At 55.9% G+C, this 13841-nt stretch carries 14 protein-coding genes and 1 pseudogene; 12 read left to right on the top strand and 3 right to left on the bottom strand.

The window, feature by feature from the left end; genetic code table 11:
- The first annotated feature begins 12 nt into the window (after positions 1 to 12).
- The 12 genes and pseudogenes from JJO78_RS16185 (at position 13) to JJO78_RS16135 (ending at position 8988) form a co-directional block, all read left to right on the top strand.
- Entirely contained in the window at positions 13 to 339 is a 327-nt protein-coding gene (locus tag JJO78_RS16185) for a 2Fe-2S iron-sulfur cluster-binding protein (protein WP_007152423.1), read from the top strand.
- A 5-nt stretch (positions 340 to 344) separates the two neighbouring features.
- The gene (locus tag JJO78_RS16180; protein ID WP_007152422.1) at positions 345 to 1268 is read left to right on the top strand and encodes a catechol 2,3-dioxygenase; all 924 of its coding nucleotides are present in this window, start codon (positions 345 to 347) and stop codon (positions 1266 to 1268) included.
- A 31-nt stretch (positions 1269 to 1299) separates the two neighbouring features.
- Positions 1300 to 2760 carry a 2-hydroxymuconic semialdehyde dehydrogenase gene (locus JJO78_RS16175; protein WP_269400006.1) on the top strand — a complete coding sequence of 487 codons (1461 nt, stop codon included), beginning with the start codon at positions 1300 to 1302 and terminating at the stop codon, positions 2758 to 2760.
- Positions 2761 to 2767: 7 nt separating this feature from the next.
- The gene (locus JJO78_RS16170; protein WP_007152420.1) at positions 2768 to 3640 is read left to right on the top strand and encodes an alpha/beta fold hydrolase; all 873 of its coding nucleotides are present in this window, start codon (positions 2768 to 2770) and stop codon (positions 3638 to 3640) included.
- A complete protein-coding gene (gene dmpE, locus JJO78_RS16165) occupies positions 3640 to 4425 on the top strand; it encodes a 2-oxopent-4-enoate hydratase (RefSeq protein ID WP_007152419.1) in 786 nt (261 codons plus the stop codon). The genes JJO78_RS16170 and dmpE overlap by 1 nt, the downstream gene beginning before the upstream one ends.
- 23 nt (positions 4426 to 4448) lie before the next feature.
- Positions 4449 to 5384: an acetaldehyde dehydrogenase (acetylating) gene (locus tag JJO78_RS16160; protein WP_273624113.1), complete on the top strand. Its 936-nt coding sequence runs from the start codon at positions 4449 to 4451 to the stop codon at positions 5382 to 5384.
- Positions 5385 to 5397: 13 nt separating this feature from the next.
- Positions 5398 to 6435 carry a 4-hydroxy-2-oxovalerate aldolase gene (dmpG, locus tag JJO78_RS16155; RefSeq protein ID WP_269400005.1) on the top strand — a complete coding sequence of 346 codons (1038 nt, stop codon included), beginning with the start codon at positions 5398 to 5400 and terminating at the stop codon, positions 6433 to 6435.
- Positions 6432 to 7226, top strand: coding sequence for a 2-oxo-3-hexenedioate decarboxylase (gene dmpH / locus JJO78_RS16150; protein WP_228210719.1), 795 nt, complete (start codon positions 6432 to 6434; stop codon positions 7224 to 7226). The genes dmpG and dmpH overlap by 4 nt, the downstream gene beginning before the upstream one ends.
- Positions 7227 to 7239: 13 nt before the next feature.
- Positions 7240 to 7431, top strand: a complete 192-nt coding sequence (locus tag JJO78_RS16145) for a 2-hydroxymuconate tautomerase (RefSeq protein ID WP_007152415.1) — start codon at positions 7240 to 7242, stop codon at positions 7429 to 7431.
- 40 nt (positions 7432 to 7471) lie between these two features.
- Positions 7472 to 7633: a hypothetical protein gene (locus JJO78_RS16140; protein ID WP_157132742.1), complete on the top strand. Its 162-nt coding sequence runs from the start codon at positions 7472 to 7474 to the stop codon at positions 7631 to 7633.
- Between the two features lie 119 nt (positions 7634 to 7752).
- A pseudogene (locus JJO78_RS20615) lies at positions 7753 to 7853 on the top strand (IS1595 family transposase); the annotation flags it as partial.
- 109 nt (positions 7854 to 7962) lie between these two features.
- Positions 7963 to 8988 carry an AraC family transcriptional regulator gene (locus JJO78_RS16135; protein WP_085680900.1) on the top strand — a complete coding sequence of 342 codons (1026 nt, stop codon included), beginning with the start codon at positions 7963 to 7965 and terminating at the stop codon, positions 8986 to 8988.
- Between the two features lie 39 nt (positions 8989 to 9027).
- Here JJO78_RS16135 and JJO78_RS16130 read toward each other — a convergent pair.
- The 3 genes from JJO78_RS16130 to JJO78_RS16120 form a co-directional block, all read right to left on the bottom strand.
- Positions 9028 to 10163 (bottom strand): IS3 family transposase gene (locus tag JJO78_RS16130; RefSeq protein ID WP_438941596.1). Its coding sequence is split into 2 segments (ribosomal slippage): positions 9028 to 9911 and positions 9911 to 10163, totalling 1137 coding nucleotides; the frame shifts between segments, so codons are not numbered across the junction.
- Between the two features lie 470 nt (positions 10164 to 10633).
- Complete coding sequence (locus tag JJO78_RS16125; protein WP_085680898.1) at positions 10634 to 11323, bottom strand: TSCPD domain-containing protein; 690 nt, start codon at positions 11321 to 11323, stop codon at positions 10634 to 10636.
- A 28-nt stretch (positions 11324 to 11351) separates the two neighbouring features.
- Positions 11352 to 13490, bottom strand: a complete 2139-nt coding sequence (locus tag JJO78_RS16120; RefSeq protein ID WP_269400003.1) for an adenosylcobalamin-dependent ribonucleoside-diphosphate reductase — start codon at positions 13488 to 13490, stop codon at positions 11352 to 11354.
- Positions 13491 to 13841 lie beyond the last annotated feature (351 nt).

Genomic DNA, 13841 nt, shown 5'->3' with positions numbered 1-13841 from the left:
TGAGGGTGAGCCATGGCCGGATTTCAGGTGTCTAATCGCACAACGGGAGACCGCTTTACCTGCCAGGAGGGCCAGAGTGTGCTCAAGGCTATGGAGCAGAGGGGTCTGAAGTGTGTTCCTGTGGGCTGTCGGGGTGGTGGTTGCGGATTTTGTAAGATCCAAGTTCTGGAAGGGCACTTCGAGTGCGGCAAGATGAGCAGGCGGCATGCCCCGCCCGAAGCCGTTGAAAAAGGCGAAGTTCTAGCCTGCCGGATCTATCCTCTGACGGATCTAATCATTGAGTGTATGCCTCTTCCTGAGAGGACACTTGCGAAGCAAACAACAAAACTGTTGAGGTGATTGCCATGAAAAAGGGTGTCATGCGTCCCGGCCACGTCCAGATCCGCGTTCTCGATATGGGCGAAGCCATTGAGCATTATACGGGCTTGATGGGTCTGATTCAAACCGATCGCGACGACCAGGGGCGGGTGTATCTGAAGGCCTGGTCTGAAGTGGACAAGTTCTCCGTGGTCCTGCGCGAAGCGGACGAGCCTGGCTGCGACTTCATGGGCTTCAAGGTGGTTGACGAAGAGGTCCTGGTCCAGCTGGAAAAAGACCTGGTGGATTACGGCGTTGACGTTGAGCAGGTACCGGCAGAGGAGTTGAAGGATTGCGGTCGTCGTGTTCGCTTCACGGTGCCTTCCGGCCACGCCTTCGAGCTGTATGCCGATAAGCTCTATACGGGTAAATGGGGTCTTTCCAGTGTTAATCCGGAGGCCTGGCCGCGTGGTCTGAGGGGCATGAAAGCCGTGCGCTTTGACCACTGTCTGTTTTACGGTCCTGAGCTGGCGGCGACTTACGATGTTTTTGTCAATGTCCTGGGCTTCGATCTGGTCGAGCAAGTATTGGATCCGGAAGGCACACGGGTGGCGCAGTTCCTGACCGTCTCCATGAAAGAGCACGACGTGGCGTTTATCCATCACGAGGAGAAGGGCAAGTTCCACCACGTCTCTTTCCACCTGGAAACCTGGGAAGACGTCCTGAGGGCGGCGGACCTGATCACCATGACCGATACGTCCATCGATATCGGTCCGACCCGTCACGGTCTGACCCACGGCAAGACCATCTATTTCTTCGACCCGTCCGGCAACCGCAACGAAGTGTTCTGTGGCGGTGATTACTTCTACCCGGATCACAAGCCGGTCACCTGGAAGACGGAAGAGCTTGGCAAAGCGATTTTCTACCACGACCGGGCACTGAACGAACGGTTCATGACGGTGCTGACCTAACCCAATACTGGCTTCACGGGAATGAGCAGCAATGAAAGACATAAAACACTACATCAACGGACAGTACGTTGGGTCGGCCAGCGGCAAGCTCTTCGACAACATCAATCCGACTAACGGCCTGTTGATCAGCAAGGTTCACGAAGCCGGCCGCGAGGAGGTGGATGCTGCCGTCAAGGCCGCGAAATCGGCCCTGGGTGGCCCTTGGGGCAAGATGACGCTGGAGCAACGGACCGGCATCCTGCACAAGGTGGCCGACGGCATCAACGCACGGTTTGACGAGTTCCTGGAAGCGGAATGCCTGGATACCGGCAAGCCCAGATCCCTGGCGAGCCACATCGACATCCCCCGGGGCGCAGCCAACTTCAAAGTGTTCGCGGACATGATCAAGAACGTGCCCACGGAATCCTTCGAAATGCCCACGCCGGACGGCACCGGCGCGCTGAACTACGCCGTACGCCGCCCCAAGGGCGTGATCGGGGTGATCAGCCCCTGGAACCTGCCATTGCTGCTGATGACTTGGAAAGTCGGGCCTGCTCTGGCCTGTGGCAACACCGTGGTGGTCAAGCCCTCCGAGGAAACCCCCACCACCACCGCCCTGCTAGGCGAAGTGATGAAAGACTCTGGCGTACCGGACGGGGTGTTCAACGTGGTTCACGGCTTCGGTGGGGATTCCGCCGGGGCTTTCCTCACCGAGCATCCGTTGGTGGATGGTTTCACCTTTACCGGCGAGACCGGCACCGGCGAAGTCATCATGAAGGCTGCCGCCAAGGGCATCCGGGATATCTCCCTGGAGCTGGGTGGCAAGAACGCCGGCCTGGTGTTCGCCGACTGCGATATGGACAAGGCCATCGAGGGAACCATGCGCTCAGCCTTCGCCAACTGTGGCCAGGTTTGCCTGGGCACCGAGCGGGTTTACGTCGAGCGTTCCATCTTCGACGAGTTCGTTGGCCGACTGAAAGAAGCCGCAGAAGGCATGAAGATTGGTCCGCCGGATGATGCCGAGGCGGATATGGGGCCACTGGTCAGCCTCAAACACCGGGAAAAGGTTCTGTCCTATTACCAGAAAGCCGTTGATGACGGTGCCATGGTAGTGACCGGTGGTGGCGTTCCCGATATGCCGGAGGAGCTGGTCGGTGGTGCCTGGGTTCAGCCCACCATCTGGACCGGTTTGCCGGAAAGTTCGACGGTGATTACCGATGAAATCTTCGGCCCCTGTGTCCACCTGTGCCCGTTCGACACCGAAGAGGAAGCTATCGAACTGGCCAACAGCCTTCCTTACGGACTGGCATCAGCAATCTGGAGCGAGAACATTACCCGCGCTCACCGAGTCGCAGGCCAGGTTGAGGCAGGCATTATCTGGGTCAACAGCTGGTTCCTGCGAGATTTGCGCACACCCTTCGGTGGCAGCAAGCAGTCCGGTATTGGCCGTGAGGGCGGTGTGCACTCCCTGGAGTTCTACACCGAAATGAAAAACATCTGCGTGAAACTGTGAGCCGATTATGACTGCACCTGAAAACAGCCCGGAAATCGGGCGTGAGATAACCGCTGCCGGCTACCGCACCAACGTGCATGACCATGGTGCCGCCAATGGCAACAGTGATGTTCCGGTCATGATGATTCACGGCTCCGGCCCCGGCGTGACCGCCTGGGCGAACTGGCGCCTGGTGATTCCGGAGCTGGCGAAGCACCGCCGTGTGGTGGCTCCGGACATGCTCGGCTTCGGGTACACCGAGCGCCCTGAAGACAACACCTATAATCGGGAACGCTGGGTGGCTCATGCTATTGGCGTTATGGATGCATTGGATCTGCAACAGGTGGATCTGGTGGGTAACTCCTTTGGCGGCGGCCTGGCCCTGGCCCTGGCTATTGAGCACCCGGAGCGGATTCGTCGTCTGGTGCTGATGGGTCCGGCAGGTGTTAGTTTTCCCATCACCGAAGGGTTGGATGAAGTCTGGGGTTACGAGCCTTCCCTCGAAAACATGCGCCGCCTGATGGATGTGTTTGCCTTTAACAAAGGCCTGCTCACCGACGAACTGGCGGAGATGCGCTATCAGGCCAGCATCCGCCCCGGTTTCCAGGAATCCTTTGCCGCCATGTTCCCGGCACCGCGTCAGCGTTGGGTCGACAATCTGGCCAGCGAGGAGAAGGACATTCGTGCGTTGCCCCACGAGACTCTGATTCTTCATGGCCGCGAAGATGAAGTGATTCCCCTGAAGGCATCACTCAGGCTGGCAGAACTGATTGACCGCGCCCAGCTTCACGTGTTTGGCCGTTGCGGCCACTGGACCCAGATTGAACATGCCAGCCGGTTTGCCCGGCTGGTGAACGACTTTCTGACCGAGGCCGATCAAGCGGCTTCAGGAGCAGAATAATGGAACAGACACGTATACAGGCGCTGGGTGACGAGCTTTACCAGGCCATGCTCAGCCGGGAAGCAGTTGCACCGCTGACCGGCCGTGGCGAAGACATCACCATTGACGATGCCTACCACATTTCCCTGCGCATGCTGGAACGCCGCCTGGCGGATGGCGCCTCGATTATCGGCAAGAAGATCGGCGTGACCAGCAAGGCGGTTCAGAACATGCTCAATGTTCACCAGCCGGATTTCGGCTATCTGACCGACGACATGGTGTTCAACAGTGGCGAAGTCGTGCCCATCAGCGACCGGCTGATCGCACCCCGCGCCGAGGGCGAAATTGCCTTCATCCTGAAGAAAGACCTGAGCGGCCCCGGGATTACCAATGCCGACGTACTCGCAGCCACAGAGTGTGTGATGCCCTGTTTCGAGATTGTCGATTCCCGCATCCAGGACTGGAAGATCGCCATCCAGGACACCGTGGCGGATAACGCGTCCTGTGGTCTGTTTGTGTTGGGCGATCAGGCGGTTTCTCCCCGCAAGGTGGACCTGGTGACCTGCGGCATGGTGGTGGAAAAGAACGGCAGCGTGCTGAGCGCCGGAGCCGGTGCTGCGGCCTTGGGTTCCCCGGTGAACTGCGTGACCTGGCTGGCTAACACCCTGGGCGAGTTCGGCATCACCCTGAAAGCCGGTGAGGTCATCCTGTCCGGTTCCCTGGTACCGCTTGAGCCGGTCAAGGCCGGTGATTACATGCGCGTGGACATCGGTGGTATCGGCAGTGCTTCCGTGCGCTTCGCCTGACCCGGATTGAAGAGGACAACATCATGAGCAACAAAATCAAAGCGGCGATCATCGGTTCGGGCAACATCGGCACCGACCTGATGATCAAGATCCTGCGCACCGCCGAACACATCGAGATGGGGGTGATGGTGGGGATTGATCCCGAATCGGATGGTTTAGCCCGTGCCAAACGCATGGGCGTGGCCACCACCGCCGAAGGTGTGGAAGGTCTGGTGCAAATGCCCGAGTTCGCCGACATCGGCATTGTGTTTGATGCCACGTCGGCCGGCGCCCACGTTCACAATGACAAACTGCTGAGGGAACACAAACCCGACATCCGCGTGGTTGACCTGACCCCGGCGGCCATCGGCCCCTACTGCGTGCCAGTGGTTAACCTGGAGGAACATCTGGGGGAGGGCAACGTCAACATGGTCACCTGCGGTGGCCAGGCCACCATTCCCATGGTCGCTGCGGTGTCCCGTGTTGCCAGGGCCCACTACGCCGAGATCGTCGCCTCGATTTCCAGTAAATCTGCCGGCCCAGGCACCCGCGCCAACATCGACGAGTTTACCGAAACCACCTCGAAGGCGATTGAAGTGGTGGGCGGCGCCGGCAAGGGCAAGGCCATCATCATCCTGAACCCGGCCGAACCACCTTTGCTGATGCGGGACACCGTCTACGTGCTGTCCGAAGCTGCCGACCAAACGGAAGTGGAAGCCTCCGTGGATGAGATGGTTAAGGCCGTCAACCGTTATGTACCCGGTTATCGCCTCAAGCAGAAAGTGCAGTTTGATGTGATTCCCGAAGACGAGCCCATGAACGTTCCGGGTCTGGGTAAGTTCAGCGGCCTGAAGACCTCCATCTTCCTGGAAGTGGAAGGCGCCGCCCATTACCTGCCGGCCTACGCCGGCAACCTGGACATCATGACCTCCGCGGCTCTTGGTACCGCCGAGCGCATCGCCGAATCGCTGGTCAACTGAGGAGGAACGAACCATGACCTTTAATCCCGGTAAAAAGCTCTACATCTCCGACGTGACCCTGCGGGACGGCAGCCACGCGATTCGCCACCAGTACTCCATCCAGAACGTGCAGGACATTGCTCGTGCCCTGGACAAGGCGAAAGTCGACAGTATAGAAGTGGCCCACGGCGACGGCTTACAGGGCTCCAGCTTCAACTACGGCTTCGGCGCCCACACTGACCTGGAGTGGATCGAAGCGGTGGCGGACGTGGTCACCCACTCGAAGATCGCCACCTTGTTACTGCCCGGTATCGGAACCGTCCACGACCTGGACAATGCCTACAGCGCTGGCGCAAGAATCGTCAGAGTGGCCACCCACTGCACCGAAGCAGATGTGTCAAAGCAGCACATTGAACACGCTCGCAAGCTCGGCATGGACACCGTCGGCTTTCTGATGATGAGCCACATGCAGACCCCGCAGGGGCTCGCCGAACAGGCCAAGCTGATGGAAGACTACGGTGCCACCTGCCTGTACGTGGTGGACTCCGGCGGCGCCATGAACATGAACGACATCCGGGACCGCTTCCGGGCGCTCAAGGATGTTCTCAAGCCGGAAACCGAAACCGGCATTCATGCCCACCACAACCTGGCGCTGGGTGTGGCCAACTCCATCGTGGCAGTGGAAGAGGGCTGTGACCGGGTTGATGCTTCCCTGGCGGGTATGGGCGCCGGCGCGGGCAATGCCCCGCTGGAAGTGTGCATCGCCGCCTTCGACAAGATGGGGTGGGAGCACGGTACCGACGTGTACGCGCTGATGAACGCGGCGGACGACATTGTACGCCCGCTGCAGGACCGTCCCGTCAGAGTGGACCGTGAAACCCTGGCCCTGGGCTACGCCGGCGTTTACTCAAGCTTCCTGCGCCACTCCGAAGTGGCGGCGAAGAAGTATGGTCTTAAGACCGTAGACATTCTGGTGGAGCTGGGCAAACGCCGCATGGTGGGTGGCCAGGAAGACATGATTGTGGATGTGGCGCTGGATCTTCTGGCGGCGCGGAAGGAGCAGAATGCATGAGCAAGACATTAAGTCGAGAGCAGGTGCTGGCACTGGCCGAGCACGTGGAAAACGCCGAACTGCAGGCCCAGGACATCACCAAGGTTACCAATGACTATCCCGATATGACCTTCGAGGATGCCTACGACGTGCAGTGGGAAATCCGTCGTCGCAAGGAAGAGCGAGGCAACAAGATCGTGGGCATGAAAATGGGCCTCACATCCTGGGCAAAGATGGCCCAGATGGGTGTCGAAACCCCCATTTACGGCTTCCTGGCGGACTATTTCAGCGTGCCGGATGGCGGTGTGGTCGACACCAAGGAGCTGATCCACCCGAAAATTGAAGCAGAGATTGCCTTCGTTACCAAGGCGCCCCTGAAAGGCCCCGGCTGCCATATCGGCCAGGTGCTGGCAGCAACGGACTTCGTGATTCCTGCCGTGGAAGTTATTGACTCCCGCTACGAGAACTTCAAGTTCGACCTGGTAAGTGTCGTGGCGGACAACGCCTCATCAACCCGGTTTATCACTGGCGGCCAGATGGCCGATGTGGCGGACGTGGATTTGAAAACCCTGGGTGTGGTGGTCGAGAAGAACGGTGAAGTTGTCGATGTAGGTGCGGGCGCTGCCGTGCTTGGTCATCCGGCGTCCAGCGTGGCGATGCTGGCCAACCTGCTGGCAGAACGGGGTGAACATATCCCAGCGGGCACCTTCATCATGACGGGCGGTATCACCGCAGCGATCGCCGTGGAGCCTGGTGACAATATCACCGTACGCTACCAGGGGCTGGGAACTGTTTCTGGCCGATTTGTATAAACAAGGAGGCTCTATGCCCATTGCCCAACTTTATATTATTGAAGGCAGAACCGACGAGCAAAAGGAAACTCTTATCCAGGAAGTGAGTGAGGCTATGGCCCGTTCCTTGGATGCGCCAATGGATCGTATCCGGGTGATGATCACGGAAATGCCCAAGCAGCATTTCGGCATTGGTGGCCAATCTGCAAAGAAACTGGAGCGTTAAGCCCCGGCAATTACTGCGAAATTTTCTTCGGAGAAGTAACGTGAACAAATCGCTACGTCAGCCTCATCAGCAAACTAATCCTCCAGAGATTGAGCGACAGGCAGATAAGATCTCACTCACCCTGCACTGCGTCGAGCCCCCGCAGACCGAGTTGACGGAAGCCCAGAACCAGTTTGATCTCGCTATTGATCGCCTTAACTAGGTGTTTACGTCGCATGAGCCAAGAGCATTGACTGGGCGATTGGATGTCCGGCGACATTATATCGTGCAGTTCCCCGTCATTGCAGGCCTTGCGCGCCTACTTTCGACGGGTTGAAGTCACGGGTCAGGCTCAAGGCTATGATTCTACGCTTTCTTACGGTAGCCGCGAGAAAACCACTGACGCCATATCAGGCCCTGAAGATGATGAGCCTTATGTATAATCAGGACTCCTTTTGACTCCGTCATCACCTACTGCAATGGATTTTGGGCTCGAATAGGCTAAAATTTCCTAAAATCACAATGACAAAAATCAAAAATAGGATAAATAAGATGACTAAGTTGCTAGCTAATGTTTTAAGTCAGGCGACGGTTTTCGAATTCGCTCATCCGGAAGTGGTCTCGGAATTTGTAAACAAAAAAATTGGCCGTCACACAATTGAAGTAATGAATAGCCAAAAATCTCTATCACGTTTGAGTTTTACAGAAATTTCTGGGCTTGGGCTATCCTCTATTTCCTATGGTGGTGAGGTAAAAATCAAAAGTCCGGAGCTAGAAGATGCATTTCACTTGCAAATAATAACGGAAGGCGAGTGCAAGATCACTTTTAAGGACGAAAAAGTTCTTTTGAAGAAAGGTGACGCAATAATATTAAATCCGCATGAATTAATAATACTTGACTATTCTCATGACTGCGAAAAGCTAATCATTAATGTACCTGAAAGCGAATTTCAGTCTGCTGTCATTGGTGATCTGGGGCATATTCCGAAATCAGGTATTCGTTTCAAACGACTTCCAGTAAGCCTTTTTTGTTTCCCGTCATTGGTGAAACTCTTTGAGTCTGTATTTCTGGAGGTTGAGAATTGTGACTCTGACCTTTTTTGTGTTTTTGATCCATACAAAGAAATTATGGTAAAGAAAATTTTGCGAACATTTCAAGGAAATTTTAATATATATGAGAAGTCTGTGAATGCTCATCCCTGCATGGAAAAAATTACTCAATATATAGATAATAATCTGAAGAATGATATTAGCTTAGATGAGTTATGTTTTATATCAAAGGTTAGCGTTCGTTCAATTTATAATATGTTCTCTGCCTCATTTTCAACAACTCCTAGAAGTTATATAAAAAACAGAAAGCTTCAGAAGGTTAGGGAGGAATTGCTAGGTGGCCGCGCGAAAAATGTTACTGAGGTTGCGTTCGATTACGGATTTATGCACTTAGGGAGACTGTCTTGTGATTATAAGAAGCTATTTGGTGAGTTGCCTTCTGAAACCCGAAGGGCGTTACTGCTAAACGATACAAAAGTAAGCGAACATTATGGTATTCCCCCCAACAAAATAGAGACGCCCCATTAGTTAGTGCACTTACCCCGATACGCATGACACACTCCAGCCTCAAACGGAGGCCATTTCAAAGGCCTCTGGGCTGACGCCTCCCAGGTGGGTATGACGCCGGACTCGGTTGTAAAACACTTCGATGTAGTCGAACACATCTGCTTTGGCCAGGTCACGGGTTTTGTAGATCCGTTTGCGGATCCGTTCCTTTTTCAGGCTGCTGAAGAAGGATTCCGCCACCGCATTATCCCAGCAATTACCCCGACGGCTCATGCTGGGATCCAGGTTATGGGCTAGACAGAAACGATGCCAGTCATCACTGCCGTATTGGCTGCCCTGATCCGAATGCACCAACACTTTTTCCTTCGGTCGCCGACGCCAAACGGCCATCAGCAGCGCATCCACCACCAAGCTACGGTGCAGGGTGGGTTTCATCGACCAGCCCACCACGCGGCGTGAGAACAGGTCGACCACCACCGCCAGATACAACCAGCCTTGCCAGGTGCGGAGATAGGTAATGTCGGTTACCCAGGCTTTGTCCGGGTGACTCACCGTGAATTCGCGCTGAAGCTTGTTCGGGGTAAGGATCGACGGCCTCCCGGCGATCACCCTGGGCGCTTTATAGCCTCGCAGTGCTTTGATTTTATGCTCTTTCATCAACCGGGCGACTCGGTTCTTGCCGCAGGTTTCGCCAGCCTCCCGAAGGTCCAGAAACACTCGTGGCGCGCCGTACACGCCAGAGCTGCCTTGATAAGATGCCAGGATCTGCGCTAGCAGCCGCTGGTCATCAATCGCTCGGTCAGACAAGGGCTTATGCAGCCAATGATAGAATCCGCTGCGAGCCACCTGGAGCACGCGACACATGGTCATGGTGTCGAATTGGTGTCGGTGATCGTTGATGAACCGGTACTTTACTCGGGCTCTCTGGCAAAGTACCGAGCGGCCTTTTTTAGGATATCCCGCTCTTCTTCAACCCGGCGCATCTGAGCACGCAGCCTGAGAATCTCGCTCTTGGCTTCGACCAACTCGGCGGCTTGTTCATCAGACTTATCCGGTTTCACGGCCTTAACCCATTTGTAGAGGCTGTGAGCCGAGACTCCCAGTCGTTGCGACACTTCGGCGACGGTATAGCCCCGTTCCAGCACTTGTCGAACCGCTTCGTTCTTGAATTCCGGGGGGTAACGTTGGCTGCTCATGACAGTTCCTCCTATGCTCTAATCATAGGCTAGGAGTGTCTAGTGGACCGGGGTAAGTCCAATCATAGGCTAGGAGTGTCTAGTGGACCGGGGTAAGTCCAGCCTCTTTTTAGGAATGTCCGCAGTAACGGGGTAGGAACCCCCCGTCTCACGGTCGACAATCATAAAGCGTTGTTCTCTAGGCGTAATGTGTGAGAACTGCACAACTTTTTTCGGGGCTTTTGGTCTAGATGACATTTGGATACTTGAAACCTAAAAGATAAAACTTGTTTTATAAAAAACAATAAAAACAAGGTTTTGAAGGATTATTCTTATGTATCCGCTAGTATAGTGCGTTTAACCCGTTCAGCAACTAAGATCTTACGAAGTGATGGGGAAGTGGAATAGTAATAAAAAGCCCCCGAAGAACAAGGTTTCGGGGGTCAAAGATTGTAAATCTGTTAAAGCTATCAAGTAACCAGTTTATATGGCTATGAACACTTACTATCGCCACAAGACAGGCAAGTTGCACACCCATCCATCACAATCACCGCCTTGGTGCTGCACTTGCCGCACATGGTGGCGTTGGGCGGGTAGTCGCCGGCTTTGTCGTCGTTCGTGGCCGTGGTGTGGCTGGCTTCGAATTCGGCGCGTTTTTCGGCGAGGATGCGTTTGGTGACTTCGCTCATTTCCTCGCTTTCAATCAGGCCGATGGCCTTGAGGTGCTTCTCGATCACGGCGCCGATTTCGGCGACGAGAGAGGGCATGAATACGCCGCCTTTCTTGAAGTAGCCGCCGTTGGGGTCGTACACGCTGCGCAGTTCTTCCACCAGGAACGTCACGTCGCCGCCTTTGCGGAACACGGCGGAGACAACGCGGGTGAGGGCGATAACCCACTGGAAGTGTTCCATCGACTTGGAGTTGATGAATACTTCGTACGGCTGCCGGCTTTCGTGGTCGGTGCCTTCGTTGAGCAGGATGTCATTAATGGTGATGTACATCGCGTGCTCGGCCACCGGCGGCTTGATCTTGTAGGTGGTGCCCAGCAGGAAGTCCGGCCGTTCGATGTATTCGTTCATCTCAACCGGTTTGTTTTCCGGCTGCGCGGCTGGCTGTGCTGCTTCTGGGTCGGCTTTCTTTACGCGGTAGCCGACGATTTTGTTGCTGATTTTAACGGTCATGTTCGTTGTCCTGTGTCGGTTCCCGGGATCAGTATTTGCCGTAGGTGCCTTCTTTAAGCGCATCAAACAGGTTGGCGGCGTTATGGAGCTCGCCGTCGTACTCCACCTGTTCGTTGCCCTTGAGGGTTACCTTGCTGCCGTCGTCCAGGGTGAATTCGTACAGTGTGTTTTCCAGGTCTTTCTCCTGAACCAGTACGCCCTGGAAGGCTTCCGGGTTAAAGCGGAAGGTGGTGCAACCCTTCAGGCCCTTGTCGTAGGCGTACATGTAGATGTCTTTGAAGTCCGGATACGCGAAATCCTGGGGCACGTTGGCGGTCTTGGAGATGGACGAGTCCACCCACAGTTGGGCCGCGGCCTGGATGTCCACGTGCTGCGCCGGCGTCACGTCTTCAGACGTGGTGAAGTACTGGGGCAGGCGCTTGTCTTCTTCTTCGGAGAAGGGCATGGCACCGGGGTTAACCAGGTGGCGGTAAGCCAGCAGCTCGAAGGAGAATACGTCGACTTTTTCCTTGGTCTTGCGCCCTTCGCGGATGATGTTGCGCGCGTAGTGGTGCGAGAAGCTGGGCTCGATGCCGTTACTGGCGTTGTTGGCCAGTGACAGGCTGATGGTGCCGGTGGGCGCGATGGAGGTGTGGTGCGTGAAGCGGCCACCTTTCTCGGCCAGCTGCTCGATCAGCTCCGGCTCTACGCCGGCGATCTGCTGCATGTACTTGCTGTACTTGGCGTGCAGTACCTTGCCCTTGAGCTTGTCGCCCAGCTTGTAGCCGTCCTGGGACAGCTGCGGGCACTTGGTCAGCATCTTGGGGGTAACTTCAAACTCGTCGTTCATGATCGGCGCCGGGCCTTTCTCGTCGGCCAGGGCCAGGGACTGGCGCCAGCCTTCCACGGCCATTTCACGTACGACTTCTTCGGTAAACTGCACGGATTCGGACGAGCCGTACGGCATGCGCAGCATGGCGAGGGTGGAGCCCAGGCCGAGGATGCCCATGCCGTGGCGGCGCTTGTAGGTAATTTCGTGGCGCTGCTCTTCCAGCGGCAGGCCGTTGATTTCCACTACGTTGTCCAGCATGCGGGTGAAGATGCCAACGACTTTACGGTACTTCTCATAGTTGAAGCTGGCCTTGTCGGTGAACGGGTAGTCCACGAACATGGTCAGGTTCACAGAGCCCAGCAGGCAGCTGCCGTAGGGGGGCAGGGGCTGTTCGCCACAGGGGTTGGTGGCGCGGATGTCTTCGCAGAACCAGTTGTTGTTCATCTGGTTGACCTTGTCGATCAGGATGAACCCCGGCTCGGCGTAGTCATAGGTGCTGGTCATGATGGTGTCCCAGATGAACTGGGCTTTCAGGGTACGGTAGATGCGGCACGCAACCTTACCTTCGCCATTGACCACGTAACCTTTCTGGATCGGGAAGTCGCGGTACACGAACTGGGTGGTGTCGGACAGGTCCAGGCCTTCGTCTTCCGCTTCTTTCTCGGTGACGGGGAACGACAGGTGCCAGTCGTCACCATTGCGCACGGCTTCGATGAAGTCTTCGGTGATCAGCAGCGACAGGTTGAACTGGCGCAGGCGGCCGTCTTCACGCTTGGCCTGGATGAAGTCGATGACGTCCGGGTGGTGTACGTCGAAGGTGGCCATCTGCGCGCCACGGCGGCCACCGGCAGAAGACACGGTGAAGCACATGCGGTCGAAGATATCCATGAACGACAGCGGGCCGGAGGTGGTGGCACCCGCACCGGCAACGTAGGCACCGCGGGGGCGCAGGGTGGAGAATTCATAACCAATACCACAACCGGCTTTGAGGGTGAGGCCGGCTTCGTGGTTTTTCTCCAGGATGTCGTTCATGGAGTCCTGAACGGAGCCAGACACGGTGCAGTTGATGGTGGACGTGGCTGGTTTGTGGGCTTCCGCACCGGCGTTGGAGGTAATGCGGCCAGCGGGGATGGCACCGTGGCGCAGGGCCCAGACGAATTCTTTCTTGTGCTTGGCACGGTTGGCTTTGTTTTCCACTTCGGCAAGGGCAGTGGCAACACGCTCGTAGGTTGCTTCGATGTCCTTATCGACGGGTTCGCCGGTCTTGGTTTTGAGTTGGTACTTGCTGTTCCAGATGTCCAGCGAAGCTTCCTGCATTGGAATTGTTGTTATCACTGCCTGTGCTTTAGCGTTCATTGCCACCCTCGGATGTCCGGTATGTCTTTTGATGGCCGTTGCAAACCGCAGCCGGCCATACCCCATGTGTCGTTAAGATGTCTCAGCCTGGAAGGCCGTTATGCTTCAGATCCGGTGAAACACTAGATCTGGTGTTTTTCTAACCTGCTGCCCGCCTTGGAAAGGGCGTAACAGCGGGTTTTCAGGAAAGATGGTCACCCGCGTGGTTTACTGGCGCGCCGTTTGTGGTGAGCGGGCCGATCAAACCCTATATATGGGTGAATATGAGATGAGTATAACAGGATATAGTGGTCTGTGAATAAGAAGACAACTATAGATTGCGGCTCATAGCGAAAGAAAATCAATGGATGA

The organism is Marinobacter sp. DS40M6 (assembly GCF_028581595.1).
Taxonomy (GTDB): Bacteria; Pseudomonadota; Gammaproteobacteria; order Pseudomonadales; family Oleiphilaceae; genus Marinobacter; species Marinobacter salarius.
Note: the sequence above shows the minus strand (reverse complement) of the source record. Positions and strands in the feature narration are given on the sequence as shown.